Consider the following 26,863-nt stretch of genomic DNA (forward strand, 5'->3'; position numbering starts at 1 on the left):
TTCAGTCTGCCCGGCAGGTAAGCGGGGGAGGCTGAACGGTAACGGACAGTCTTTCAGATTACTACACTTTATTAGAAATTTAGGAGGAAAAGGAAATGTCAGACCCGAAACCCATTAAAATTATGGAAACCGTATTACGTGACGCACATCAGTCTCTGATTGCCACCAGAATGCCTACCGAATTTATGCTTCCCATTGCTGAGAAGATGGACAAGGTTGGCTATGAGGCAGTAGAGTGCTGGGGCGGCGCTACTTTTGATGCATCCATGCGTTTCTTACATGAAGATCCGTGGGAAAGACTGAGAAAGTTAAGGGCAGCTTTCAAGAACACAAAGCTGCAGATGCTGTTAAGAGGACAGAATATTCTTGGATATCGTCATTATGCTGATGATGTGGTTGAGTACTTCGTACAGAAATCCATCGCAAACGGTATTGACGTTATCAGAATTTTTGACTGTCTGAACGACCTGCGCAACCTGGAATGCTCCGTAAAAGCCTGCAATAAGGAAGGCGGACATGCGCAGGTAGCTCTGGCTTATACATTGGGCGATGCCTACACTATGGAATACTGGATGAACATTGCCAAAGAAATTGAGAACATGGGTGCAAACTCCATTTGTATCAAGGATATGGCGGGACTTCTGGTTCCTTATGAAGCAGACAGACTGATCCGTTCCATGAAATCCGCTACCAAGCTGCCGATTCAGCTGCATACCCACTATACCTCAGGTGTTGCCAGCATGACATATCTGAAGGCTGTGGAAGCGGGCGTTGATATTATCGACTGTGCAATTTCCCCGTTCGCACTGGGAACCTCCCAGCCTGCAACAGAGGTTATGGTTGAAACCTTCCGCGGAACTCCTTATGATACAGGATATGATCAGGCTCTGCTTGCTGAAATCGCTGATTACTTCAGACCTTACAGAGAAGAGTGCCTGAAGACCGGCCTGATGGATCCCAAGGTTCTCGGCGTTAACATTAAGACTCTTATGTATCAGGTACCCGGCGGTATGCTTTCCAACATGGTTAGCCAGCTGAAGGAACAGAACGCAAGCGACAAGTATGATGCAGTGCTTCAGGAAATCCCCAGAGTCCGTAAGGATCTTGGTGAGCCGCCGCTTGTTACTCCTTCCTCCCAGATCGTTGGTACTCAGGCTGTATTCAACGTTCTGATGGGTGAGAGATATAAAATGGCTACCGATCAGACCAAGGATCTGCTTGCCGGCAAATACGGTGTAACTGTTAAACCTTTCAATCCGGAGGTTCAGAAGAAGGTTATCGGAGACAGGGAAGTTATTACCTGCCGTCCTGCAGACCTGCTTCCTAACGAGCTGGACAAGATTGAATCTGAAATGAAGGAATGGAAACAGCAGGATGAGGACGTACTGAGCTATGCTCTGTTCCCTCAGGTTGCCATGGACTTCTTCAAATACCGTCAGGCGCAGCAGGAGAAGGTTGATATGACTCAGGCTGACACCAAGAACGGCGCTTATCCGGCATAAGCAAAGCAACAGGACAGATATGATAGTGACAGGCGGACATCTGCAGGTGCCCGCCTGTTGTCTATCAGCCGCTGGAAACGCGGTGTCCGGGAAAGGAAGGCAACGAATAATGACAGAAACAAAGGATTATATAAGAAAAGTACAATATTATGAGACTGACAGAATGGGAATTGTCCATCATTCCAACTATATCCGGTGGATGGAAGAGGCCAGGACGGATGTGCTGGAGCAGATTGGACTTCCTTATGACAAGATTGAGAGAGCGGGGATTCTGATACCGGTTCTGGGCGTATCCTGTGATTACCGTATTTCCTTCCGGTATTCTGAAGTTTTCAGGGTAAAGGTTATTCCGGAGAAGTTCAATGGAATCAAAATGAGCCTGCGGTACGAAATATATGGGCAGGAGGATGGAAAGCTCCATGCAGCGGGGGAGACAAGCCATTGCTTCCTGGACAGGAAAATGAAACCGGTCCATATGAAGAGGGATTATCCTGAAATCTACAGCAGACTGACGGAGTACATGGGAGTGAAGAAAGAGGAAGAAAGCCTCTAACGCATTTTCCCGTATTCCCGGGGAGCGCAGCCGCAGTATTTTTTGAAGTATCTTGTAAAATGCTGCAGGTTGCAAAAACCGCATAGACGCGCTACTTCTTTGACCTGCAGGGCTTCGTTGCTCAGCAGGTTTTTTGCTTTTTCCAACCGGACCTGAAGAAGGTCATTCTTGGGCGTAGTGGAAAAGAACTGGCGGTAGTAGACATAGAACTGGCTCTTTTCCATATTGACGGCCTGGCAGAGGCGTTCCATGGTCCAGCCCTCCTGGCAGTCGGACAGCATTTGCAGACGCAGGCTCTGGAAGGCAGGATAGAGATTCCCTGTATCCTCGCTGCGTACCGCGGAGCTGGTCAGAGTACGGGAGATGCAGATAAACAGCTGGGTGATCAGCGTATGGATGTATTCTTCCCGGAAGTCCGCCGTGGAAAAGTATTCCTGCTGGAGATCTCGGATGAAGGAATCAATCTCCATATAGTTGGCAGGATAAAATATGGTATTTGCCGGGATGCCGAAACGGAGGCAGGGATTGGTGTCGGAAGAAAAGTGCAGATAGCTGTTGCAGAAACGTTTTACAGCCTGATAATGCTGGGGCGTCTGCAGGGTGTAAAGAATACATGCATTTTCCTTGGTGATATGCAGCTTGTCCTCCAGATATACCTTCATTGGAGTTTTCAGGAGAAGAAAAAGGTAATCGCCGCTGCCTGATGGCCTGCAGATCCGGTCATAGTCCTGATTGAAACGGTTGTATTCACAGAAATTGAGAGTCATCATGACAATTTACTCCTCAAAGGGTTTTTCAGGAATCGGGGGTTCCGGATTGAGCATAGCACAGGACCGGAAGAAAAGTCAAATATATCGGAGAAAAAGAACTGGCTTGTTTTTATCTTCCAGATTATGATAGGGTTATTAAGAAGAGGAGATTTGCCGCGTTGGCGGCGGAATGGAGAGGGATGAAGAAAGCAGAGATTATTGTGGACAAATACTACCTGACAGGAAAGGTGGATAAGAGAATTTTCGGATCCTTTATTGAGCATCTGGGACGTGCGGTATATGAAGGAATTTATCAGGAGAACAGCCCTTTTGCGGATGAGCAGGGGATGAGGAAGGATGTTATCGACCTGGTGAAGGAGCTGCAGGTTCCTATTGTGCGTTATCCCGGCGGAAATTTTGTTTCCGGTTACCACTGGGAAGATGGTGTGGGACCTAAAAGTGAGCGCCCTTCCAAGGTGGATCTGGCCTGGTCCGTTATTGAGACGAACCAGTTTGGCCTGAATGAGTTTGCCGATTGGGCGAAGAAGGCCGGAACGCAGATAATGATGGCGGTAAACCTGGGAACCAGGGGACCGGAGGAAGCGAAGGATGTTCTGGAGTACTGCAATTTTAAGGGAGGCACCTACTACAGCGATCTGAGAAAGAAGCACGGCTATGAGCAGCCCCATGATATCAAGCTTTGGTGCCTGGGAAATGAAATGGACGGCCCCTGGCAGATGGGACATAAGACGGCTAAGGAATACGGCCGTGTGGCGGCGGAAACAAGCCGGCTGATGAAATTCATGGATCCTACCATTGAAACGGTGGCCTGCGGAAGCTCTTCCCTGACCATGGATACCTTCGGCTATTGGGAAGATGAGATGCTCAGTGAGTGCTATGATCAGGTGGATTATCTTTCCCTGCATCAGTATTATGGCAACAGAGACAACAATACTACGGAATTTCTGGCAAATTCCAAGGGAATGGATGAGTTTATTTCCTCCGTGCTTTCTATCTGTGATTGCGTAAAGGCCAAGAAGAGAAGCAAGAAGCAGATCAATCTTTCCTTTGATGAATGGAATGTATGGTATCACAGCAATGAAGCTGATTCTCAGCTGGAAAAATGGGTGCAGGCGCCTCATCAGCTGGAGGATGTATATAATTTTGAGGATGCGCTGCTTGTGGGAAGCATGCTGATCACGATGCTGAGACATGCGGACAGAGTGAAGGTAGCATGCCTAGCACAGCTTGTGAACGTAATTGCTCCGATAATGACTTCCGATACGGGAGCATGGAGACAGACAATTTTCTATCCTTATATGCATGCCAGCGTTTTCAGCAGGGGAACAGTGCTGAACACACTGGTTCAGGCTCCTGTTTATGAAAGCAAAACCTACGGTGAAGTTTCCTGTCTGGACAGCGTATGTATCTGGAATGAAGAGGCGGAAGAACTGACCGTATTTGCAGTGAATAAGGATCTGGAAGAGAATATGCAGGTAACCTGCGATTTCAGACAGTTTGCAGATTATAAGGTCGTTGAGCATATCGTGCTGACCAATGATGATATGAAGGCAGTGAATACGGAGGCTGCTCCGGACTGTGTGGCTCCTGTTTACAGCAATGCTTCCGTTATGGAAGACGGACGTTTCAGCACTGTGTTTGGTAAGCACAGCTGGAATGTGGTAAGGCTGAAGAAGAATTAAGAATTGTAAGCATTGAATTTCAGAAAGCGCTTTCCCCGAAAAGGGAAGGCGCTTTTTATGGTATTTCAGGGGAAAAGCCGGCGCTTTTGGACACTTGGAGAGAATTGGGTAAAAAAGAATGCGGAATCCAGCTTGCCAATAATCGGTGAGGGGACTATAATTGCCTCTTGTGAAAGTGACTTAAAGTATATGACAAGAGGTGTCTTCGATGGAAGAGAAAAGAGAAAAAGGGAATTTCTGGTTGACGGTGGCTACATTTATTGTCAACAAACGTAAAGCCATTTATGTGCTCTTTTTTATTGCGATTATTTACAGCGTGGTTTCTGTCAATAAGGTTTCGGTGAATCAGGATATTACCAAATATCTGCCGGCGGACAGTGAGACCAACCGGGGGCTGAATCTGATGGAGGAGCAGTTTTTGACCTATGGCAGCGCCAGGGTGATGGTGTCCAATATTACATATACGGATGCTCAAAAGCTGGTGGATGAGCTGGAAGCGGTCAAGGGCGTGAAGGAAGTGGCTTTTGACGATTCCGAGGATCATTACACGGGGACCAATGCTCTTTATGACATTACTTTTTCCGGAGAGGAAGAGGAGCAGGTAAGCAAGGATGCCATGAACGCGGTCAGGGAAACGCTGGCGGACTACGATACCTATGTGTCTACGGAGGTCGGGGCGGAAGAGGAAACGAGCAAAGCCCTGGCAAAGGACATGAATCTGATCCTGGTGCTGGCCGTCATTATAATCGTTGCGGTGCTGCTGCTTTCCACAAAAGCATATATGGAAATTCCGGTGCTGCTGATTACCTTTGGCGTGGCAGCCATACTGAACAAGGGGACCAACTACTGGCTGGGGACCATCTCCAGCGTCACCGATTCCATTGCGGTGGTGCTGCAGCTGGCGCTGGCGATTGACTATGCCATTATCCTGTGCGACCGTTTTATGGAGGAGCACGAGACGATGGATGCGGAAAGCGCCGTAAAGGTGGCGTTGTCCAAGGCCATACCGGAAATCAGCGCTTCCTCGCTGACCACCATTTCAGGTATGGTGGCCATGATGTTCATGCAGTTCAGGCTGGGCTATGACATGGGTATTGTGCTGGTGAAGGCGATTATTTTCAGCCTGGTTTCCGTATTCCTGCTGATGCCCGGCATCCTGCTGCTTTTTGCCAAAGGGATCGATAACTCCCATCACAGGTGCTATGTCCCTAACATAACGTTTGCAGGGAAACTGGCGAATAAGACAAAATACATCATACCGCCGCTGTTTGTGCTGGTGCTTGTATTTGCTTTTCTCAAATCCAGCGGGTGCGAATACATCTATGATACCAGCTCCGTGGAGAGCGCGAAAAAAAGTGAGTCAAAAATCGCCAAGGAGAAGATAGAGGGAGCCTTCGGGACCTCCAATCAGCTGGTGGTTATGGTTCCCAGGGGAAATTATGAGGCGGAGGAAAAGACGCTGAAGGAAATAGAGAAGCTGGATTATGTGGACAGTGCCCTGGGGCTGGCCAATGTGTCCATCAATGATGATTATGTGCTCACGGATAAGATTTCGCCCAGGGATTTTTCGGAGCTTGCGGATTTGGATATTGAGATTGTCAGGCTTCTTTATGTGGCCTACGCTTATAACCAGGAGCAGTACGGACCTGTTTTTACGGGAATTGATGAGTATGATGTCCCGATTATCGACATGTTCCTGTTCCTGTATGATCAGTATGAGCAGGGATATGTGACGCTGGATGATGAAATGGATAAAAACCTGAATGAGCTGTATGATACGCTGCATGATGCCAAGCAGCAGCTGCAGGGAGAGGATTACAGCCGCTTTGTACTGTCTCTCCGGCTGCCGGTGGAGGGGGAAGAGACTTATGCGGCGATGGATGAGATCAGAGGAATCTGCAGGCGGTTTTATCCTGGGAAGGATGTGATCCTGGTGGGAAATTCCACCAGTGATCATGATCTGATGTCCTCTTTTGGCTCCGATAACCTGATTATCAGCATCCTGACGGCGCTGTTTGTCATGATAATCCTATTCTTTACCTTCCAGTCCGCGGGACTTCCCGTACTGCTGGTTTTGACGATCCAGGGTAGTATCTGGATTAACTTCTCCGTTCCGGCTTTGTCGGGGGAGCCTGTATTTTTTATCGCGTACCTGATTGTATCCGCAATCCAGATGGGCGCGACCATTGATTATGCCATCGTTATTTCCAACCGGTATCTGCAGCTGAAGCAGCTGATGCCGATAAAGGAGGCAATTGTGGAGACACTGAACCAGTCCTTTCCCACAATTTTTACGTCCGGCTCCATCCTGACCTGCGCGGGCTTCCTGATCGGCAGGATCGCCTCCGATGCCACCGTGGCTTCCATTGGTATTGCGCTGGGACGGGGAACGTTGATTTCCATTATCCTGGTACTGTTCGTGCTGCCGCAGATATTGCTGTTCGGCGACTATATTATTGAAAAGACGGCTCTTACCATAAATCTGTCCAAGTACAATGCCAGGGAAATCGGCGGAAGAATGTCGGTTACAGGGCATGTGAGGGGCTACATTCAGGGCGAAATCGATGCGGATATCAAGGGCAGCTTCCAGGGTAAAATGAATGCATCCCTGGAAACCTGGGTGCCCGGAAAGCAGACGAATATTGACATGCTTGATGGCGGAGGACAGGATGGCGGTACTTCGGAAGATACCGTTTTTCCGGAAGGCTGCGGGGCAGCGGAAGCTGCCGGGAAAGGAGGAGATGAGGAATGAAAGCAAAAGCATATATGAAAAAAACCGCGCTGACTTTTCTGCTGGCCCTTTCTCTCTTTGCCTCCGAAACGGGCAGATGCATGGCGGCAGAGCAAGGCAGCACGGGAAAGCATGAAAATGATGCAGCGGAAACAGGTGCAGCGGAAACAGAAACTGCTGTGCAGGGAACAGAAGGTGTGGACAGCATCGAAATATCCAATGTTCAGGAGCTTGAAAGCTTTGCACAGGAATGCAGGAATGACTGGTATAGTTACGGGAAGGTCTTTTCCCTGACTGCAGACATTGATTTGACAGGGACGGATTTTCAGGGAATACCATATTTTAACGGGACGCTGAAAGGAAACGGGCATACCATATCCGGGTTCTCACTTTCCAGGAAAGGTTCCGATTATGGGTTTTTCCGCTATCTTGGGAAAAATGCGGTGGTTGAAGAACTGATTGTGGAAGGGACTGTGCGGATGGACGGCAGCGCGGAAAATGTGGGCGGCCTGGCAGGTATGAATTTCGGCATGCTGTCTGGCTGTTCCTTTCATGGCACAGTATCCGCATCCAAATCAGTCGGCGGAGTCGTAGGCTATAATAAAGCGGACGGGAAGGTGGTGGGATGCAGCGCATCCGGCACGGTTACGGCCACCAACGGCACCGGCGGTATATGTGGTGAAAATAAAGGGCTGCTTAAGGACTGCGTAAGCGAATGTGTGGTGAATGGAGAGGATTTGAAGCCGACTCTGGATTTGGATGGCGTGGATTTGGGAAGCCTGAATCTGACGCAGAATGTGGTTACCAGAAATGACAGCGGCGGAATTGCAGGGATCACCTCCGGGACTGTCACAGGCTGTATTAACCGCGGCCCGGTGGGGTATGCGCATGTGGGCTACAACGTGGGAGGCATTGCCGGAAGACAGAGCGGAACCATTATTGAATGTGAAAATGAAGGGGAGATTCTGGGACGTAAGGACGTGGGCGGTATTGCCGGCCAGGCTGAGCCTTATATGGAATCCGAATATTTGTCGGACCGTCTGGAAAAGCTGCAGGATGATCTGGGGACTATGAATCGTCTGGTGATACAGATGTCGGATGCTCTCAGCCAGACCTCCAGTGATGCCAGCGAGTATACAAAGGCGCTCCAGAAGCAGTATGAGGATACGATTGACAGCCTGAACCGGGAAGTGAATTCACTCCGTGATACGATTTCCGAGGATCATCAGGAAACAAGGGACTATATCGACAGTATCAGCAGTGCGCTGGACAACATCGGAAATCTGGGAAATGATACGGTAAAACGACTGGTGGATGGTGTCCGCAGTGACATCAATAACGCTATGGATACGGTCAACGGCGTTGTCGATGATGTGAAGAATGAGATTGATAAGATTAAGCCGGTTATCCCTGATAAGGGTGAGGATGGCAAGGGCGATACGGATCCTGCGGAGACACCTTCTGAGGATGAGTCGGAAAGCGGGGGGGATAATAAGAACCATTCCGGCGGCAGCGGAGGAAATGGTTCCGATGGCAACGGCGGTTCGGGGAACCAGGGCGGCAGCGGAGCCGGCGGAAGCGGAAGTGCAGGCGAAAGCGGATCCGAAGGAAGCAGTAGTGCGGGCGGAAGCGGATCTGAAGGAAGCGGCTCTTCCGGCGGGAATGGAAGTACGGACGGCGGCAGCGGTATGGAAAGCAATTCCGGCGGCGGTTCTTCGGACAGCGGTTCCTCCGGAAAGGCGGAAAACCGTGAAAGCGGCAGTTCTGGTGGAAAGGACAGCGGAAAAACAGAGGAAGCAGGCGTGCAAGGGGCGGACAGCGCACGGGCTTCTGTGCAGAAAAGACAGAATGATGCGGCAGTATATGGTGTAAGGGCGCTCTTGGGACGAAATCAGGTCCGGGAGCTTACTGCGACAGGAGAAGAGGGGGCATTTATCAGCTGTACTGTTGTTGGCGGGACGGATGATGCTTCCCTAAATGGCGGCAGTGATGCAGGAGATAATTCCGATGCAAATCCGGGCGATGAAGGCGGGAATATAACCGATGGCAAGGATGAAATCAAAGATGAGATCAAGGATCAAATCGATGACATCAAGGATAAAACCGACAAGAAAAAAGGTGAGCTGAAGAAGCCGGAGCCTGATCCGGAGATAGAATCCAACCTGAATAAAATGAAGGACGAAATATCCTCCATCTCCGGGAATATGAAAAATATGCAGAACACTATTTCCACCACAGGGGATTCGGTATCTGATGCTGCGGACAATATTTCCAATGAACTGACGGATCAGAGCAAGCTTTCAGGGGATACGATTGACAGCCTGACCGATTCCATTGACGGCGGCATCCAGAGTCTGACGGACAGCATGAAGGGCCTGATGAATACACAGCAGCGGATTACGGATTCCATGAATGCGGATCTGAACATCCTGATGGGAAACGGCGATCCCCTGCTGGATATTTCCTCCGGAAATGTGACGGAAAAGACGCTGGGAGTTATTTATGGCTGTACGAATAACGGGTCTGTGGACGCGGATATTAACCCCGGCGGTATTGCAGGGACCATGAATGTGGAATATGACTTTGATCCGGAGCTGGATCTGGATTTATCCAAGCTGACGGATGTGGCGGTACGCTCCACCACCAATGATGTGGTGATTCACTGTATAAATTACGGGAAAATAAATGCAAAGAAAAATAACTGCGGCGGCATTGCAGGCAGCGAGGAGCTGGGCCTGATCTACGACTGTGAAAATTACGGCGACATCAGTGCGGAAAGCGGAAAGAAGTTGGGCGGAATCGCCGGTGTCAGCACCAGCACCATCAATAAAAGCTATTCCTTCTGCAATATCAGCGGAGTGGATTATCTGGGCGGCATCGCGGGAGACGGCTATAACATCAGCGGCTGTGCGTCAATGTGCACTCTGGAAAGTGATGAAGGAGAGTATATCGGCAGTATCGCAGGGCATGTGAATGAGGAAGCGGAGCTTTCTGCCAATTATTTTGTTTCCGATGAATGGGGCGGTATTGATAACATCAACTATTATGGCAAGGCCGAGAGCTGTGCCTATGAGGAGCTGATGCAGAAGGAGGAGATACCCCAGGGCTTTACCACGGTTACCATTACCTTTAAAAATGGGGATGAGGTGTGCGGCACACTGACGATCCCTTACGGCGGAAGCATACAGGAAGAGGATGTGCCGAAGATTTCTGCAGAAGGTGGATATACAAAATGGAACATAGAATTTCCGGTCCGTAAGGTAACGGAAAATATTACGGTAGAAGCCGAAGAACAGAGGTGGACATTGAGCCTGGCCTCCGCACAAAAGGCGGAGAACGGCAAGCCGCTGTTCCTTCTGGAAGGTAATTTTTATGAAAATACGCTTCTTTCGCTGGACGGATGCCAGTCTCCGGAAAGAGAAGAAGCCTGTGCCTATGCTTACTCCTGGTCGCTGGAAAAACAGCCTGAGGATGAGAAAACTTCGGAAATGACAGCACATTTCCTCATACCGGAAGGGGCTGACAGCGCACAGGTCTGGATTGCAGGCAGCGACGGTAAGTGGAAAATGGTGGAAACGAAAGAGGATGGAAGCTATCTGACTGCGTCCGTTCCCTATGGCTGTTCCTTTGCTGTTTATGGAATAACAGAAAGCAAGGTTATGTATTACGTGCTTGGCGTTGCCGGTGTGGCGCTTCTTATGGCGGTTATGATTGGCAGAGCAGGAAAACGGAGAAGGAACAGGAGGAAGGCGGCAAAGGAAGAGAAGGACACAAAGGAAGAGAAGGACACAAAGGAAGATAAGGCCATAAAAGAAAAGAAGGCCACAAAAGAAGATTAGGCTACAAAACAAGAATACACAAAAATCGTTATAAATGCCGGTTTATAGAATCAGACAGTTCAAGAAATATATAAAGCTGCGGAAGCGTCGGTGTACAAGGGGTACAAACGAGATAAAATAGAAATGAGGGGCGATAGAGCGGAAATGTCAGATTTTCCACTCTATCTGAACACGGTCGCTGGTGGCCTTGATTGTAGAAATCAAGCCATCGGCGGCTTTTCTTTTGTCGTCAAAATCTATGCTCTCCCAGTTGTCGAGATAATAGGAAAGTTTCTTTATCTGCTGGGGCGATATGGTTTCGACGCTCAAATCGGCTATGGCTTTTGAAATGGTCTGACGGCGGGTGTCCAGTTCTTCGATTTTCTTGTTGGCGTAGGCAAGCAAGGTCGCATTGGCTCCGGTCAGCGTGTCCAGCAGTTTTTCAATTTCTGCCTCCACCTGTGCCAGCTCTACTTGATAGGCTGTCAGCTTCGGATTAACCTTTTCCTCTTGGCCGTGGAGTATCTGAAAATCTTTGAACTTCTCTTGCATGGCCGAGAAAATAAATTGCTCAAATTCTTCTTTGCGGATTTTCCCGCAGCCCGGACAACCTTTGTTTTCCGTCCGTTTGGTGCAGCGGAAATAGCCTGTGCTGTTTGGTACATGGGTGGCTTTCAGCGCATACCCACAATGCCCGCATTTGATTTTTCCGGCCAGCCAAGTGTTTTTTGGTTTCCGCCCCTGCTGGAAGGTGGTATTTGCCATGAGCTTTTTCCGGCATTTCAGCCATGTGTCAGAGGGGATCAATGCTTCATGCGGAGCGATAACAAGTATCTGGTCTTTTAGGCACCTGTCCTTGTCCTCCTTCACATCCCGCCCCTGATAGAGATAGCAGCCGTTTGTTCCGGCAAAATCGGAAGCGTCATTGACAATCGCTGCGCCCTGGCTCTTGAAAAACTCGTACAGTTCCAAGTCGGCCTGTGCGTAAACAGGGTTCCGTAAAAGCTGGGAAAGAAAACTCCGAACCATTGACTTTTCGTAAATCTTGATACCCTGTTCCTCAAAGTAGCGGGTAATGTCTCCGAAAGAGGTTTCCGGTTCGGCGTACATCTCAAACATCAGCCGTACATGGTCGGCGGCTACGGGGTCGGCAACCATCTTTTTTGTACGGATACCCTCTACCACCGTGGGTTCCAACTGATAGCCGTATGGAGCCTGACCGCTCATGTGAAAGCCTTTCAGGCACCGGGAATAATAGGCGTCCGTGACGCGCTTCTGGATTGTCTCACGTTCAAGCTGGGCGAATACAATGCAGATATTCAGCATGGCCCGTCCCATCGGGGTCGAGGTATCAAACTTTTCCGTGGATGATACGAACTCTACATCGTACTCTTGAAACAGCTCCATCATATTTGCAAAGTCCAGAATAGAGCGGCTTATCCGGTCCAGCTTGTACACGATGACCCGCCGAACCTTTCCCTTGCGGATCTCGCCCAGCAGCTTTTGAAACTCCGGCCTGTCGGTATTTTTGCCGGAATAGCCTTTGTCCTTAAATACCCGGCAGCTCCCACCTTTCAATTCATACTTGCAGAAGTCAATCTGACTTTCAATGCTGATACTGTCCTTGCGGTCTACTGACTGTCTCGCATAAATGCAATCTTCTCTGATAAATTCCATATTGGGCTCCTTTCCTTGTTGGAATGGAGCTACCAACCTTACAACTATATTATACTATCAGCAGCCCCGGACAACAATGTTGCGAATGGTTAGTGAAACCTGTCCCCGTACTTACTGAACACCTCGTAAAGACGGCGTTCAATTTCTTTTTTGCGCTGCTCCTTCTCCTTCGGGGAAAGTACCGGCGTGAGGCTTTCCAGCACAATGGTTTTCCCTTGAAAGGGTACAGACTTTGTTTCTCGTTGATATGTGACGGCCTGTGTCATTGAAAACCTCCTTTTCAGAATGGGTGTACTTGCCAGCGTTTCCCTCTTGTCCTGTGGGGAAATGTCAAAAGACGGCACCCGCTGGTGCCGCCCTTTGAGCTTTCTCCACTTCGGGCCGATGTGGCCCGAGGTCAGTACGGACTGGAGTGGAACTTCTGTTTGGCGTCCTCCACACTGTTGAGATCAAAGACTTCATAAAGCTGTCCCACAACACGACGAATATCCTTCTTTGAAAAGCCGCAGTCCTCCATTGCCATGATGACATAGCCGCGGCAGGCGTCGTTGCTCCATTCATCCGGCTCAAAACCGGGAAACATCCCAAACGCATTTTCCATAAGAAACTCCTTTGAGAAAAAAGATGGGGAGCCCCGCCGGATTGGTTGGCCTATCATCAGACAGCATTGCCAGAGGGCTCCCCACAGGTTTTTACTACATTACAGACACACCGGACGGGCATAGGCTTTCTGCCCCATAGTATTTCAACTCTCCCCATTCTGATGGCAAGGCGTTCTCATTGCCTGCGACGGATCACGGCTTGCAAGGCCGCTTCAACGCTCGGACTGTGACTAAACGCAAGTATCCGGGTTATGTGCCTGTTCCGGTGGAACCAGCCTTGCTCCACCTATGACATGAGCCTGATCGCTCGCTCTGTTTTATAGGGACTGTATTCTCCAAAAGCAGAGGTCATGGCGGGCCTGTCACACAGCGCATTTCCCTTCGTATCCGGGTGCCTTTTTATTCAGTTTTCGATTTGCATGAGGGCTTGTCCGAACCTCGGGCCACCTTGACCCGAAGTGTTTTGCCTCTCATAAGCCATTTCATTTTTTGGCCTAAATCGGTACACCTTACAGAGATTTTTTCAAAATTTTTTCCAAGTGCCGCAGCCCGCGCTCGATTGCCACACGGACTACTTTCTCATGCACCCCTTCTGCCCGGGCAATATCCTGTTTCGTCATGCCAAGAATAAAATGGGCGTAAATCCGTTTTGCCTGTTTGTCCGGCAGGCTGGCAATAGCAGCGTGAAGCTCCTGCATGGTAACTTTCCGCTCGTACAGCTCATGGGGCGAAAGTGCGACAAAGACAGCCTCATGTTCCAGCCCATCATCCCGATCAAGGGAATAGTAGGCTTTATGGCGGTATGTACGCAGCCGGTAAGCAGCCTCCTTGCGGTCAAATTCTTTGAACATTTCAGCAACTTCGTCCGATACTTCCATGAAGCAATCCGATGTATAAAACGGGTAGTAATCCCGCAGATTGATAATAGCCATATTGACCTCCGTTTCGGTTTGGTGGTTGACGAGTGACCGAAACGAAGGCGGCGGGGAGCGACACCGGGGAATGACTTCGGGCCAACATGGCCCGAAGCGGCCCCATAAGAACGCAAAAGCGCCCGGGTGGCACAAGGCCACTCGGACGCATGAAATGACATAATAGTTAAGGTTCCAACAAATTTCGCATACATAGCCGGAATAACCCGGAGGCGGGGCTATGCTTTTTTTAGCTGGTGCAAGTTATGAGGACTACGAAAAAGTAAAATTAACATGGCGGCATCCTCCTAATGCCGCCGTGTCTGGTCGCAAATATAGGGTCGTCGTTGAATTTAGCAAAAAGAAGCGGCGGCTCTGAAAGCCGCCGCAGGATAAACTAAGCGTGTCAAAAGGGCTGCTGTACGACGGCTTTTTTCTTTTGCCGTCGCCCGGCAGATTTGTTGAGCTATTTAATTACAATCGTTCCGTGATCGCTGTTTAAGGTCAGTTGGTATTCGCCTTTACCGATAATACCTTGTTTACGAGCAGAAGTTTCAATCTGATAATCGGCGCTTGTAAAATTCACAGATAAATCCTCTGATCCAGACGCCACATCAAAGGTTAAGCTGTCCGGTTTATCTTGATAAGATATGCTTATGTCGCCAGACCCTGTTTGCAAAGAGAGATTTCCATGAGAAACGGCATTGGCAATATTGATTTCGCCAGATTTTGCCGTCAGGGAACAATCCACATACTCTGTTTGCTTCAAATTGATATAGCCGGAAGATGATGTAATAGATATATCCGGGATGAAACTGCTGTTTATGGTTATATCTCCAGATGTCGAACTGACTTGTAATGTATCCGCTTCAATGTTGGTAAAACTCACATATCCGGCGTCATTATTCAAGAGAAATTCAGGGGCCGAAATGTGATTGATTTCCATGTCGCCATACCCATTGTTAATTTCAATGGGTACTGTCAATTCAGAAGGTATGGTCACTGTTATCTGACCTTTCTTGCCTAAAGCGACTTCGTTTTTTCCGCTATCCTCTGACACTTGCAGAATTGTTAATGTTCCGTCAGATAAAGAAATGGCAGGCGCTTCTTCGCCCTTAGAAATCGAACCAGAAATATCAATGTCAACTGCGTTTTCGGAACCAGCAGACAACGCCACGTTCCATGAAGATGCGTTGATGTGCAGCGCAGTAATTTCACTTGCTGCATAGGATTTGGTTTCTGTAACCGTTTTTTTCCCACAGCCACTTAGACATACGAGAATCAATAAACTGATTATTACAAGAGGTGCTTTCTTCATAATACCTCCTATCAGTTCAAATCTTTGGTTTCCACATTGTAAATAGATAGGAACGCAAAAACCAAGGAGAGTACCATAAGCACAGCGGGCAGAACGGCATTGTCCGACAACGAAAAGTCACCAACATTGGCCTGTGTCAAAAAAATCAGCAGGAAAGAAGATACGATGGTGGCTTTTGAGGACTTCATAGCCATACCAACAAACAGAGCGATAAAACTCATGGTAACAATAACAACGGCCTTTAAGAGCAGCTGAACATAAAATCCCATACTTGCCATGTTATAGTCCAGCGGGAACGAGGAAACCATGAATTGTGAGCCAAGCAAAATGCAGCCGTAAATCAGCAGTTTTGTCAGCACCAGAGCCACGAAATTGAAAATCCATACGGCCAGCATTTGAGAAACAAGAATTTTCTGCCGCTTAATTGGATATGAAAACATCAAATTCATAGTTTTGTTTTTATAGGCGCTCACAATGTATGTGGACAACATGACACTGGTAAACACCAGAAATGCCATGCTTGTGAACAGCTCGATTGAGGAAGAAATCGCGCTGTTGCCCGGTGCTGCGTCAGGAACACCCGTATCAGGATCATTGGCAATACCAAGATAGCAAAGAGCAAAAATGAACAGGCAGATCAGGGCCGACATGATAACCACATTGCGAATGTACTTGCCCACATTATTCTTTTTCCATTCAAGCCGAATGAGTTTAAGCATGATCCTTCACCTCCCCGGTCAGTTTCAAGAAGTAGTCCTCCAGCGTTTCAGATTTTTTCCCGATGCTCACAACTTCGACATCATTCAGCGCCAGCGTTTTCGTCAACTGCTGGGTGGACACCGCATGGTCATAGATGCGAATTTTGCCGCTGTCCAGAATCTTGAAATTTTGCAGTCCTAACTTGTCAGTCAGGACATAAGCAGCTCGCTTTTCATCGGTGACAGAAAGTTCCACATAATTGAGGTTCATTTCCTCAATATCCTGCATACGAATTTCTTTCATCATTTTGCCGTGATGAATAATGCCTACCGTGTCTGCAATACTTTCCACTTCGGATAAAATGTGGCTTGAAATCATAACGGTAATGCCGTACTCCGAACACAGCGTTTTCAGCAAGTCGCGGATTTGTTTCATACCCGCAGGGTCAAGACCGTTTGTGGGTTCGTCAAGAATAAGAAGTTCCGGTTTACACATGATGGCCCTTGCAATTCCGAGGCGTTCTTTCATGCCGAGGGAATAGCTCTTAACCGGTTGATCGGCGGCAGCGGTCAGATCCAGCATTTGCAGCGCACTTTCAACGCTGTCAACATTGTAATAACCCATATACTCACAATGGAGCTGCAAGTTTTGGCGGCCAGTCATGTGGTCATAAAAGGTGGGAAACTCGATGATACTGCCCATCCTTTTTAAGACTTCATAAGATTTTGGCGTCAGCACTTCCCCGAACACCTCAATCGTTCCGCTGGTGGGCTTCCAAAGGTTAGTAATCATCTTCATCACTGTGGTTTTACCGGCTCCGTTGGGGCCAAGAAAACCATAGATTTCTCCTTTGGGGATATGAATATCAACATCAGTGACGAGCGTCTTACTTCCAATCTTTTTGGAAAGCCCATTTGTTTGTAGAATAAATGGCATAGTCTTGCCTCCTTTCTACCTGCGATTATAGAGATTTCGATTTTCAAAACTCTTGAATAAATCTTACGAATTTCTTTCTTGAAAAAATGGCCTATGGTTTAATAGGCCATTTTCTTTAGTGTGATAGTAAAAATTGTTTTCTGGTACGGCTGGCTCTCTAAAGTAATGTCGCCGCCCAGCTGCAAGGCAAGGTTTTTTGCAATCGTCAATCCAAGACCATTTCCTTGCATGGCGCTATTTCGGGAATCTTCCATCGTAAACAGTCGGTCAAAAACAGAATCAGCGAATTCTTTTTCAATTCCACGGCCCTTGTCCACAATGTCGATATAGAGATGTGCCTGATCTGTCCGCAAAAATACGCCCAGATACTTTCCCTCGCTGCCATAGCGGATTGCATTAGAAATCAAATTGAACATTATTCTCTGGAGCGCATCTTTATTGGCATTTGCATACAACACTTGATCGGGTATGTCGATTTCAACTTCAAAGTCTTTTTTTGAGAGTAGCTCATAGAAATCCAAAACATTTTCCCGGCAGGCTTCGTTTACATTCAAACGCTCCAACGGCATATCTGTATCGCCAGCCTCTAATTTAGCAAGAGTAAAGAATTGTGTAATCAATTCCATTACACGGTGGGCGGTGTTTTCTATTTTTTGCAACATTTCATTGCTTTGAGTTCCGTTCAAACGCATAATCTCCAAATAGCCAAGGATTACGGTCATGGGGGTCTTAATATCATGTGAAATGTTGGACAACATTTTTTTGGATGCCATTTCAGCCCGCCGATACTCCACTTTTACTTTCTGCCGATCTTCCAACATTCGATTGATCTGTGTCGCAAGCTCTATCAACGCCTTATTATCGGTAAAGACTGTCACTTTTTCGTCGCTGCCGGTATCAAGAAGTTCTTTCAATTTGCTGCTGATCTCATGTATCTTTGCCTTTGTTCCTGCGTGAAACGCAAACTGTTGATAAACAATGATACAGACTAAAAATGCAATACAAATGGTCAGCAAAAAGATAATTGTTGCATTGCTCATTTCTGTTCTCCCAGCTTATAGCCAATCCCCCATACGGTTATAACAACTTGCGGCTTTCGTGGATCATCCTCAATTTTCGTTCGTAAACGGCTGATGTGGACATTGACGGCATTTTCATCTCCCATATAGGCATCGTTCCAGATCAGAGAATAGATTTGAGCCTTTGTATAGACCCTTTGTGGGTTTTTCAGTAGCAGCCGTAAAATGTCAAATTCTTTTGCGGTCAGTTCGATAATCTCACCTGATTTTGTGACGGTGTGATTTTCTAAGTTCATAACCAATGTTCCCCACACAAGTTTCGTTTGCTCTGGCTGTACGGCAGCATATTCGGTATTTCTCCGTATGTTTGCTTTAATACGCGCCATAACCTCTGTTATGGAAAACGGTTTTGTAATATAGTCATCCGCACCAAGACCTAAACCTAAAGTTTTATCGGAATCCGAATCCTTTGCAGAAATGATGATAATTGGCACCGTACTTTTTTGACGAATATACTTCATTACCTCCATACCCGTGATTTGGGGAATCATCAAATCCAATAAGACGATACCGTAAGAACCTGTATCGAAAGCCTCACATGCCTTTTGACCGTCGGCAGCGCAAACAATTTCAAAGTTTTCTGCCATGAGATAGCTGCTTAACATTTCGCTTATCTCCTTATCATCTTCAATCAACAATATTCTCATTGGTTGTTCCTCTCTTTCTTTCTACGCCCATCAGCGGGCTTTTCTGCCTCTTTTGGAATCAGCCAGATTGTTGCTACTTTAATAGCACCTTTAATGCGATTGGCTGTACAATAATAATTTATCTGCCGAACCGAAACTCCCCATTTTTCACTTGCTTCTTTTAGCGTCATATAATCCATATCTACACCTCCGGCAATCTATTCTATTATATTTCTATCGCTGGAAGAATACAAGTTTATGCTGCTATAAAGGCGAAATAAAATATTACTTCACATCAAATTGCATTACATTCTCATAATCCAACCCGAAATGTACAATGATATAGGGTGATATGAGAATGAACCAAGACGAAAGAAGGTTTGACTTTCATGGGCTCGGGTTGGCTCTGAAACAGGCCAGAGAGGAAAAGGGCTGGACGCAAGCCTATGTGGCGGAGCTGGTCGGCAAAACTGACCGCACCATTATGAACATTGAGAACAAAGGCCAGCACCCCAGCTTCAACCTGTTTTTCAAACTCGTCACTCTGTTCGACATTTCCGTAGATCAGTTTTTCTATACAGAAGGTCAGCGTGGAGAGAACAGTTGCAGAAAGCACATTGATGTGCTTTTAAGCTCGATGAATGAGAAAGAGCTTGTTGTTATGGAGGCCACAGCCGAAGGGCTCAAGAAAGCCAGAGAAACGGAGGTTCCAGAATAAGGGCCTCTGTTTTTTTGCGCCATTTTCGGGGGTGCCGCTAAGTGGCAAGCAATGCCTCCGTGGCCACAAAGGCCCGGACGCTGCTTGTTGGGGCTCGCCCCAAACCCGTATCTTCGGGCCAACATGGCCCGAAGTATTTGCGTCGCTTTGCTCCTTGTTTTCATAACCTCAACGCTCCTTTTCCTGCTTTCTGCCCGGCTCGGTGTAGCCCAGCAGAGTATCAATATTTGCCTTGATGGTGACGATCTCCTGCATATCCCGGCGCGCCTTTTGGTACTCACCATAGAGGCGTTTTTTCTTTGCCGTCAGCTTGCGGCCTTCCTCCTTCAGCACATTCATTTTCGGGAGCTTCGCCCCGCCCAGCAGACGGCGCATTTCCGCCTGTGCCGCCCGGTACAGTTCAATATCGGCCTCATGCTCCGCAAGGAATTTCCGGCTGTACTTGGCAGCCTTGTACTGCTCAAAGACCGGGCGTGTTCTGGCATACTGAACCGTTGCGGCCTTTAGCCCGGCATTGGTTTTCATGGCCTGCTCCGTCTGCTTGATCTGCTCGGAAAGCGCATGGAAATGGTCGGTTGCCTCGGTGGCTTTCTGAGCCAACTGCTCATAATCAGTCAGGCCGTTGTCCTGTATATAGGCGAGGGCGGCGGCCATCTGCTTGATGTTGAACACCTTCGCCCACCGCTCGTAGCCCGGTCCCTTACCGGCAGCCAGTTTTGCTTGAATATCCACCGCTAGACTGATTTTTCGCTCCGGGCGTCCGGGGCGTTTTTCTTTGCCCTCAATGGCGGCAAGAACATCTTTCAGATCGTAGCCGTCCCCCAGCGTAGAGGCCCGCAGACGGGTAAAGCGTTCCTGTCCCTGGCCGGTCAGCCGGAAGCTGATACCACCGCCCCGAACCTTCTTGACTTCATATCCGGCCCGCTTCATCAGACCGAGAAATTCGTCCAGATCGGCGGGGCGCTCCGCCAGCGCAGTATCAATGGCAAGGCGCAGCCGGTCCTGATACGAAAGCGGCCCTTTCCGTTCTTTCTGCCACTCCCCATAGTTCCGGTATTTTCCCTTGCTCCGGGGCTTCGGGTTCTCTACAATAGACAGCCCGTTTTCAAGGCACAGTCTGTCGGAGAGCCGCCGGAGGGCGAAGCTGGAGCCCCAGAAGTTTCGGAATTTCCGGGTACAGTCAAGGGTGGTAGAGTTGTAATAGATGTGACAATGGATGTGCTGCTTGTCGGTATGCGTGGTAACGATAAAAGCGTGCCGCCCCTTCGTCCAGCGCATAGCCAGTTCATAGCCGATACGGTTCGCCTCCTTCGGGGTGATCTCTCCCGGATAGAAGGACTGTCGTATCTGATAGCACAGTACATCATTGGCCTTTTTCTGTTCCCGGCCTGTCATGGCGGCATAGCTGGCTTTCGCCAAAAGAAACTCGTCCGCCACGGTGGCAGGGTCGCACTCATAAGCGGAGATATACTTTCCGCTTTCTGTTTTTTCCGGGTTTTTTCCATAGTCCAGACAATCCCGGATGGCCTCGGCAATCGTTTCGCCTTCGCCCGCATGGCGCTGCAACAAAGTTGTGGTAGCCAGAAATCATCCCTCCCTTCTATGAAAAAAGGGCGGCCCATCCAGACCGCCCCGACTTCGGGCCAACATGGCCCGAGGCTGTTTAACTTGCCAGAAACCGATACAGAGCGGATTTTCCTCCGTCCAGCGCCCAAAGCAGAGAACCAGCCGCCGCTTGCAGCCCATACGGCGAAAGGAGGAAGGCGAGGAACAGAAATACAATCCCGCCAATGGGGGTCGGCGTGAAAAAGAGGGCGATACCCAGCACCGCCAGGATCACGGAGGCAATCGTCAGCAGGAAGGCGCAAATATCAAACAGAAACACCAGCAGAGCCGCCAGAAGGGATAGCGCCAGAGCGAAGGGCGCGACTAATATTTTCAGCAGTATCTTCATCATCAAAACCTCCTTTATTCTTTCTATCTCTATTTTATCATGCCTGCCCGGGGACATAAATGTTGCGAAAGATTAGTGAATCCTGTCCCGGAGCTTCGGGTCAACATGGCCCGAAGTGGTAAAAAAAGAACAGGGCGGCAAGCCCCACACAACGGAAGCCTGCCGCCCTCGTCTTACTTTGCCACCAGCTCGGAGAGCTCCCGCAGCACCTTTGACACCTCGCCCCACAGCTTTTCATAGTCCCGCTTCAATCCGTCGATTTCCTCCGGGTACACGCCGTAGGTATGCGCGTGTACGGCGACCTGATTGAGATTGTTGGAACAGCGCCTTTGCAGAGAGATCAATTCTTTTATGGGCGCAAGGTCAATGTGCAGGATATACCCGTTCAGAGCCATCTTCCGCACATAAGCCCCGGCATTGGAAATGCCCGCTTCGGCCATCCGCTCATGGATGGCCGCCAGCTCGTCCGGCGTCACCATGACGTGCAGATGGACATTCCGCTTGCGGTTCTCCATCAGCGTTCCAGCTCCCGGCCCTTTCTGCGCTCTTTGGGCTCCTTCACTTTATCCAGCGGTTTTGCGTCCAGCTCCGGGGGCGCAGGCGGGATGGGCGTGTTGTTGGGTACGCCGTCGATCATGTTGCAGTTCTGCTCCGTGGAGAGTTCGGCGGTTTTCAGATAGTTGTCTTTTTCGTGCATGGCAATCCTCCTTTATCGTTCCTCATGGTTTTTATGGTCCCGCTTCTGGCTGGGTTCCTTCGGGGGTTCCTGCCCTCTGGCTCCATCCTTGAGCCGGGCGGTGATGGAGGGGCGCGCCCGGTCAGGATTAGCCGGCGCGGGTTTCAGCTCATAGTCCTCCATCTGTTTTTCGGTCAGCGGCTTTGCATAGGTCAGTTCGCCCCATGCCATCAGCCTGCCATTTGCCACAGGACGCCGCCTGTCGTCATCGTAGTTGACGATGGAAAGCGGAAGGTTATCCGGGGGCTTCGGGTAGGTGCCTATGTCCACAGGGCGCTGGGTGGAATAGTAGCGGTAAACGCCATCCGGGCCCAGCTCTGTATTTTTGACTGCTGCATGGTAAAGGTGCTGATAATCGTCCACCCGGCGATCAAAGTCCCGCTGCGCCCATTCCAGACTGTTTCCATAGCGGCCCCAGTAGTAATCCCGCTGGCCCTTTTCGCCTTCGGTAAACTGCCAGGTCACAAATGGGTCCGGCGCTCCCGGATTATGCCCCAGCGCAAAGCCGTGTCCGCTGTCAAAAGTGGTTGTTTTCAAAATGGCATAGCCTTGTACGATCTCCAAGAGATACCTCCTTTCTGTACCTCGGGCCAACATGGCCCGAAGTGTGGTATGTTACGAAATGAGGGAGTAAACCGGGGCGGGATGGGTTGCAGTATTCCCGCCCCGGAAACGCCCTCAAAAAAGCCCGGAATATCAAGCCTTTCGGGGCGGCAAATCGTAACCGCCGCCCGGCCTTTTCTCCCGCATTTTCCTCATGCGTTCCCGGCTTTTCCGGCGGTTTCCTTCGGCCTTGCAGGCGTCGGAACAGTAGGCTTGACGGCCTTCGGGTAAAAATGCCCGCCCGCAGACCACACAGGCCCGAAGCTCCGGGGAGCTGCCTTCCACGGTCAGCGCCGCAAGAAGCTCCGGGTCAAGGGGCAAGACGGCCTCCCGGAAATACCGACAGTAAGCGCCCGTCCAGCATTTGTGCAGCATATAGCAGGCGCAGTCCAGCGGCAGGCACAGGCCCGTTTCCCGGTCATAGTTGGCGCACATCCCCGTGACAAGGGAACGGATTTTCTTCTTCTCGTCACGGGTCAGCTCCCGGGCGTCCATTCAGGACTTCGGGCCACGATGGCCCGAAGGGCGGGGCTCCACGATCAGCGCCCGGAATTTCTTCCGACACTGTTTTTTCCTGCCTTTGCACTCCTTGTAGTAGCGGCATCCGGTACAAGGGTCATCGCTGCCCCGGCCCGGCCACGGCACTTCCTTCATCATTCGTTCAAAGGGGCTGTTGGTAAAATTCACTGGTGGGCCTCCTGTTCTTCCGTGTCCTCGTCCCACGGAGGGGTATCCTCGTCCTCGGATTCCTCTGCGATTTCCTCCGGCCCTTCGTCCTCATATTCGCAGTAGTCGTCCTCCAAGTCCGGCGCTTCGTGCTTCGGCTTGTAAATCTTGAAGTAATAACCGGCACCGCCGCCGATCAGCACCACCGCCCCGATCAGGAGCAGCGAAAGAAGTGGGCTGTCTGTTTTTTCGGCCTCGGGTTCGGGTTCCGGCTCGGTCACTTCCTCCACGGGTTCGGTGGGCTCCGGCTCCGGTTCGGGGGTCACTTCCTCTGCTGGTTCCTCGCCCTGTTCGGCAAGAGGCAGAAGGTCATCCACGGTTACAGCGTTGAGGAAATAGACGTTTTCGCTGGTTTTCTGCTTGTCGATCACCAGATAGAAAACACTCTCGTCTGCGGTGGTAATGGTGTAGAACTCTTTGCCGTCCTCGTCGGTGGCGTTGTCCACCACCGTTCCCGTTCCATCCGGGGTAAAGGGGTTCTGGGTTTCCGGCTCCGCCTCGGTTTCCACCGGGGCGGGAGTGGCCTCGGGCTGCGGCTCATTGCTCTGGGCGTAAGCCGGGACCGTAAAGATCAGGCAACACAAAAGGCTGGCAGTCATCACCGCCAGCCTGCGAAATTTAGTTTTCTTCATGGGCCGTGTCCTCCTTTTCGGGTGCCTCCGGCTTCGGGCCATTGTGGCCCGAAGCGGCAAGGCTGTTTTTGGGGTCGTTCAGAAATGCCATCAGCTCGGCGGGGGTCAGTTTGAGAGAGCGCACCGCCTGCACGATCTGGCTGTTTTCTTCCTCCTGTTTCTGCTTTTCCAGCTCCCGGATTTTGGCCTGCCACTCGGCGGCCTTCTCCCGGGCCTTTTCCAGCTCCTTATCGAGCTTGTCGATCTTGTTCATGCAAGGACTCCTTTCTTCTGGCTCACAAGCGCCCGAAGGCGTAGAAATGTGTCTGCCAGTAGCTTGAATTGATATTTGCGTATTGGATGGGAGAACCACAATGGAGCATCATCCCGTCGCCCACATAAATCCCCACATGGGACACAGGGCCGGGGCTGTCATAGGTTCCCGTGAAAAAGATAATGTCGCCCGGCTTTGCCTCGGAGGGGGAAATGATGGCGCACTGGTTGTAAATGCCCTGCGCCGTGGTACGGGGCAGGTTGTGGACGCCGCTGGCCGTGTACACCCAGCAGACAAAGCCCGAACAGTCAAAGGAGGTGGACGGGCTGGAGCCGCCCCACACATAAGGCCAGCCGATGTACTTTGTCGCCTCCGCCATGAGCGCCGCAAAGGCCGGGTCATCCAGCGCCTCGCCGGGTATCTCATAGCTGGGGCCGGTGTCCTCGCCGCCGGTATAAATCCCTTCCCACAAATAAGGCTTGTTGCCTTTGAGCTGCTGCATGACGGTGTAGATTTCCCGCTGCTGTTCATCCAGCCTCAGCAGGATCACGGCAGGCAGCGTTTTGTTTGTGAGGGTCACATTGAGGATGTAATACTCATAGGGGACTTCCTCGGTGGTGGTTTCTCCGGTTTCCGGGTCGGTGCTGGTTTCGGTGCGGTAGCGTATCTCGATTTCTTCCGTCAAGGTCAGCTCATACTGTGCCTCGAAGATCTCCCGCAGTTCGTCCTGCACCTGCTCCCGGAAATACACATGGTACTTTGCCGAGAGATAGGACGCCAGCTCATAGGGGTTGTGGCCGATCTCGTCCACGGAATAGCGGTACTCGTCATAGCCTGGATGGATGCTTTCGATGTTCGCTACCGTCTGCGCCAGTTCATTTTCCAGCGCCGTGTAGTCCTCGTCCACGCCAAGCAGGTCGGCGTCCTCCGAAGCATAGGAAGTGCCGGACACCGCATTGGCAAGACCGCTGCCAAGCGTGGGAAAGATGGAGCTTACCGCCGACAGGATATAGCAGACCAGCAGCAACAGCACCAAAACCAAAACCGCCACAGGATGACGGGTCACAAACTGCGCCGCCCGCCGGGTCATATTCCCCGAAGCGGCAGCGGCTTTCTTTGCGGCCTTTGCGCTCTGTTTTGCCGCCGCCTTTGCCTCTTTGGAATACCGGCGTTTCAGTTTCCACTTCTGCTGTATCCGGGACAGCGGATTGCTGGCAAGCTCCGGGTGCTCGGCGGCCATCTTCTGAAAATCCACATTGGCCCGGGCTTTTATGTCCTTCCGTTCCCACTTTGCCACCTTCCGGGCCGGGTGTTCCCGCCAGCGCCGTTTGGCATACCGGGTCAGTTTCCGGGTCCCGGCCTCGGCGGTCAGCTCGGATTTATGCGCTCCTTCCACGCCCACATTTTCATGCTCGACTTCGTGGATTTTGTTGTGGAAATAAAACCATGCCTCGGTGCGGGCTCCCCGGACGGCTTTCTTTGCAAGCCCCGGCGGCTTCTGCGCCGCCCGTTTCGCCTCGGCCTTATCCAGCTTCTCCCGGGCCTTTCCCAGCTTTTCCCCGGCGCGCTCCGCTTTGGCCTGCGCCTTCTGGTACTTGTCCTTTTTGCTCCCGGCTTTCTCGGCGGAGCCCTCCGGCTCCTGCGCCTTGCCGGTATCCTGCGGGCCGCCCCTGTCATCCTCCTGCCTCATGCGGTCAGAAGGGCGGGCTTTGCGGCTGTCCTCTTGAAACTTGCCGCTTTTGGACTTCGGGCCAGCATGGCCCGAAGCGCCGGTCTGCCCGGTATCCTCGTCCTCAAACCGCAGGCGTCGGGACGGCGCGGGGGAAGGCCCTTCCCGGTCAGCCGGTCCGGGGCGAGTGCTCCCGGTATCCTCCGGCGGCCCCGGCCTTTGAAAATTCCGTTTATCCGGTTTCTTTCCGATGGCGTATCCCTCCTTTCCAAACCTCGGGCCAGCATGGCCCGAAGTATGTTACGCCCGCTTCATTTCCTGTTTCTTGTCCTCCGGGCGGGTTGTCATAATGGCGTACAGCTCGGTATTCTGCGGGAAGCGGTCAACAAACGGGATGGTGGTGTTCCCGAAGAACAACAGCCCTTCGCCGGAATTGGTGTGGGTCACATAGGAAAGCTGGTGGGGGCTGATACCGAGCTGTTTGGCTAAAATCTGCCTGTCGCCCTGCGCCTGCGAGAGCAGCACAAGGAAGTCCGAGTTTTATAGTGATAGGTAAGCCCCTGATATCATCTCAGGCTTTTCCCCCACTTCACACCGTGCATGCGACTTTCACCGCACACGGCGTTCCATCGGTTAGTAGATTTCGTTGTCTAAACAATCAAACCTGT

At 50.5% G+C, this 26,863-nt stretch carries 26 protein-coding genes and 1 pseudogene; 6 read left to right on the forward strand and 21 right to left on the reverse strand.

What is annotated here, in order from left to right; genetic code table 11:
* Positions 1 to 95 precede the first annotated feature (95 nt).
* Together FYJ45_RS15265 and FYJ45_RS15270 are read left to right on the forward strand one after the other, a co-directional pair.
* Positions 96 to 1,502, forward strand: a complete 1,407-nt coding sequence (locus tag FYJ45_RS15265; RefSeq protein WP_154465476.1) for an oxaloacetate decarboxylase subunit alpha — start codon at positions 96 to 98, stop codon at positions 1,500 to 1,502.
* Positions 1,503 to 1,611: 109 nt separating this feature from the next.
* Complete coding sequence (locus tag FYJ45_RS15270; protein ID WP_154465478.1) at positions 1,612 to 2,055, forward strand: acyl-CoA thioesterase; 444 nt, start codon at positions 1,612 to 1,614, stop codon at positions 2,053 to 2,055.
* Here FYJ45_RS15270 and FYJ45_RS15275 read toward each other — a convergent pair.
* On the reverse strand, positions 2,052 to 2,825 hold the full coding sequence (locus FYJ45_RS15275) for a helix-turn-helix transcriptional regulator (RefSeq protein ID WP_154465480.1): 774 nt from the start codon (positions 2,823 to 2,825) through the stop codon (positions 2,052 to 2,054). The genes FYJ45_RS15270 and FYJ45_RS15275 overlap by 4 nt on opposite strands.
* A 179-nt stretch (positions 2,826 to 3,004) precedes the next feature.
* Between FYJ45_RS15275 and arfA the strand changes: the two genes are divergently transcribed.
* From arfA to FYJ45_RS15290, 3 genes are all read left to right on the forward strand, one after another.
* Complete coding sequence (arfA, locus tag FYJ45_RS15280; RefSeq protein WP_154465516.1) at positions 3,005 to 4,507, forward strand: arabinosylfuranosidase ArfA; 1,503 nt, start codon at positions 3,005 to 3,007, stop codon at positions 4,505 to 4,507.
* A 208-nt stretch (positions 4,508 to 4,715) separates the two neighbouring features.
* On the forward strand, positions 4,716 to 7,259 hold the full coding sequence (locus FYJ45_RS15285) for an efflux RND transporter permease subunit (protein ID WP_154465482.1): 2,544 nt from the start codon (positions 4,716 to 4,718) through the stop codon (positions 7,257 to 7,259).
* A complete protein-coding gene (locus FYJ45_RS15290; RefSeq protein ID WP_154465484.1) occupies positions 7,256 to 11,077 on the forward strand; it encodes a hypothetical protein in 3,822 nt (1,273 codons plus the stop codon). Before FYJ45_RS15285 ends, FYJ45_RS15290 begins: the two co-directional genes overlap by 4 nt.
* Before the next feature lie 147 nt (positions 11,078 to 11,224).
* Here FYJ45_RS15290 and FYJ45_RS15295 read toward each other — a convergent pair whose 3' ends face one another.
* The 10 genes from FYJ45_RS15295 to FYJ45_RS15335 all read right to left on the reverse strand — a co-directional run bounded on the left by FYJ45_RS15295 (position 11,225) and on the right by FYJ45_RS15335 (position 19,104).
* The gene (locus FYJ45_RS15295; RefSeq protein WP_021419833.1) at positions 11,225 to 12,733 is read right to left on the reverse strand and encodes a recombinase family protein; all 1,509 of its coding nucleotides are present in this window, start codon (positions 12,731 to 12,733) and stop codon (positions 11,225 to 11,227) included.
* Between the two features lie 89 nt (positions 12,734 to 12,822).
* Positions 12,823 to 12,999 carry a hypothetical protein gene (locus FYJ45_RS29615; protein WP_021419834.1) on the reverse strand — a complete coding sequence of 59 codons (177 nt, stop codon included), beginning with the start codon at positions 12,997 to 12,999 and terminating at the stop codon, positions 12,823 to 12,825.
* Positions 13,000 to 13,130: 131 nt separating this feature from the next.
* Positions 13,131 to 13,334 (reverse strand): hypothetical protein, encoded by a 204-nt coding sequence (locus tag FYJ45_RS15300; RefSeq protein WP_021419835.1) that lies wholly within the window; start codon positions 13,332 to 13,334, stop codon positions 13,131 to 13,133.
* Between the two features lie 510 nt (positions 13,335 to 13,844).
* Positions 13,845 to 14,267 carry an RNA polymerase sigma factor gene (locus tag FYJ45_RS15305; RefSeq protein ID WP_154465486.1) on the reverse strand — a complete coding sequence of 141 codons (423 nt, stop codon included), beginning with the start codon at positions 14,265 to 14,267 and terminating at the stop codon, positions 13,845 to 13,847.
* Between the two features lie 445 nt (positions 14,268 to 14,712).
* Positions 14,713 to 15,564 (reverse strand): DUF4097 family beta strand repeat-containing protein, encoded by an 852-nt coding sequence (locus tag FYJ45_RS15310; protein WP_154465488.1) that lies wholly within the window; start codon positions 15,562 to 15,564, stop codon positions 14,713 to 14,715.
* 11 nt (positions 15,565 to 15,575) lie between these two features.
* Positions 15,576 to 16,283, reverse strand: coding sequence for an ABC transporter permease (locus tag FYJ45_RS15315; protein ID WP_154465490.1), 708 nt, complete (start codon positions 16,281 to 16,283; stop codon positions 15,576 to 15,578).
* Complete coding sequence (locus FYJ45_RS15320) at positions 16,276 to 17,199, reverse strand: ABC transporter ATP-binding protein (RefSeq protein WP_154465492.1); 924 nt, start codon at positions 17,197 to 17,199, stop codon at positions 16,276 to 16,278. Before FYJ45_RS15320 ends, FYJ45_RS15315 begins: the two co-directional genes overlap by 8 nt.
* A 98-nt stretch (positions 17,200 to 17,297) precedes the next feature.
* Complete coding sequence (locus tag FYJ45_RS15325) at positions 17,298 to 18,239, reverse strand: HAMP domain-containing histidine kinase (RefSeq protein WP_154465494.1); 942 nt, start codon at positions 18,237 to 18,239, stop codon at positions 17,298 to 17,300.
* Positions 18,236 to 18,925: a response regulator transcription factor gene (locus FYJ45_RS15330; protein WP_154465496.1), complete on the reverse strand. Its 690-nt coding sequence runs from the start codon at positions 18,923 to 18,925 to the stop codon at positions 18,236 to 18,238. The genes FYJ45_RS15325 and FYJ45_RS15330 overlap by 4 nt, the downstream gene beginning before the upstream one ends.
* A complete protein-coding gene (locus tag FYJ45_RS15335) occupies positions 18,922 to 19,104 on the reverse strand; it encodes a helix-turn-helix domain-containing protein (RefSeq protein ID WP_154465498.1) in 183 nt (60 codons plus the stop codon). Before FYJ45_RS15335 ends, FYJ45_RS15330 begins: the two co-directional genes overlap by 4 nt.
* A 158-nt stretch (positions 19,105 to 19,262) precedes the next feature.
* On the opposite strand from FYJ45_RS15335, the gene FYJ45_RS15340 reads away from it, so the two are divergent.
* Complete coding sequence (locus FYJ45_RS15340) at positions 19,263 to 19,622, forward strand: helix-turn-helix domain-containing protein (RefSeq protein ID WP_154465500.1); 360 nt, start codon at positions 19,263 to 19,265, stop codon at positions 19,620 to 19,622.
* 168 nt (positions 19,623 to 19,790) lie between these two features.
* On the opposite strand, the gene FYJ45_RS15345 is transcribed toward FYJ45_RS15340, so the two are convergent.
* From FYJ45_RS15345 to FYJ45_RS15395, 10 genes and pseudogenes are all read right to left on the reverse strand, one after another.
* The gene (locus FYJ45_RS15345) at positions 19,791 to 21,206 is read right to left on the reverse strand and encodes a relaxase/mobilization nuclease domain-containing protein (protein WP_154465502.1); all 1,416 of its coding nucleotides are present in this window, start codon (positions 21,204 to 21,206) and stop codon (positions 19,791 to 19,793) included.
* 79 nt (positions 21,207 to 21,285) lie between these two features.
* The gene (locus FYJ45_RS15350) at positions 21,286 to 21,579 is read right to left on the reverse strand and encodes a CD1845 family protein (RefSeq protein ID WP_021419844.1); all 294 of its coding nucleotides are present in this window, start codon (positions 21,577 to 21,579) and stop codon (positions 21,286 to 21,288) included.
* Positions 21,580 to 21,749: 170 nt separating this feature from the next.
* Positions 21,750 to 22,091 (reverse strand): plasmid mobilization protein, encoded by a 342-nt coding sequence (locus tag FYJ45_RS15355; protein WP_154465504.1) that lies wholly within the window; start codon positions 22,089 to 22,091, stop codon positions 21,750 to 21,752.
* Positions 22,091 to 22,273 carry a DUF4316 domain-containing protein gene (locus FYJ45_RS15360; RefSeq protein ID WP_077727373.1) on the reverse strand — a complete coding sequence of 61 codons (183 nt, stop codon included), beginning with the start codon at positions 22,271 to 22,273 and terminating at the stop codon, positions 22,091 to 22,093. The genes FYJ45_RS15355 and FYJ45_RS15360 overlap by 1 nt, the downstream gene beginning before the upstream one ends.
* Before the next feature lie 12 nt (positions 22,274 to 22,285).
* Entirely contained in the window at positions 22,286 to 22,876 is a 591-nt protein-coding gene (locus FYJ45_RS15365; RefSeq protein ID WP_235930825.1) for a defense against restriction DarA-related protein, read from the reverse strand.
* A 132-nt stretch (positions 22,877 to 23,008) separates the two neighbouring features.
* On the reverse strand, positions 23,009 to 23,410 hold the full coding sequence (locus FYJ45_RS15370) for a cysteine-rich VLP protein (protein WP_154465508.1): 402 nt from the start codon (positions 23,408 to 23,410) through the stop codon (positions 23,009 to 23,011).
* Between the two features lie 188 nt (positions 23,411 to 23,598).
* Positions 23,599 to 24,273, reverse strand: coding sequence for a DUF4366 domain-containing protein (locus tag FYJ45_RS15380; RefSeq protein WP_154465510.1), 675 nt, complete (start codon positions 24,271 to 24,273; stop codon positions 23,599 to 23,601).
* Positions 24,260 to 24,526 (reverse strand): DUF4315 family protein, encoded by a 267-nt coding sequence (locus FYJ45_RS15385; RefSeq protein WP_006574806.1) that lies wholly within the window; start codon positions 24,524 to 24,526, stop codon positions 24,260 to 24,262. The genes FYJ45_RS15380 and FYJ45_RS15385 overlap by 14 nt, the downstream gene beginning before the upstream one ends.
* Positions 24,527 to 24,548: 22 nt before the next feature.
* The gene (locus FYJ45_RS15390; protein ID WP_154465512.1) at positions 24,549 to 26,216 is read right to left on the reverse strand and encodes a C40 family peptidase; all 1,668 of its coding nucleotides are present in this window, start codon (positions 26,214 to 26,216) and stop codon (positions 24,549 to 24,551) included.
* 279 nt (positions 26,217 to 26,495) lie between these two features.
* Positions 26,496 to 26,735, reverse strand: a pseudogene (locus FYJ45_RS15395) (conjugal transfer protein TraE); the annotation flags it as partial.
* Positions 26,736 to 26,863: the final 128 nt, after the last annotated feature.

Source organism: Eisenbergiella porci, from assembly GCF_009696275.1.
GTDB lineage: Bacteria > Bacillota > Clostridia > Lachnospirales > Lachnospiraceae > Eisenbergiella > Eisenbergiella porci.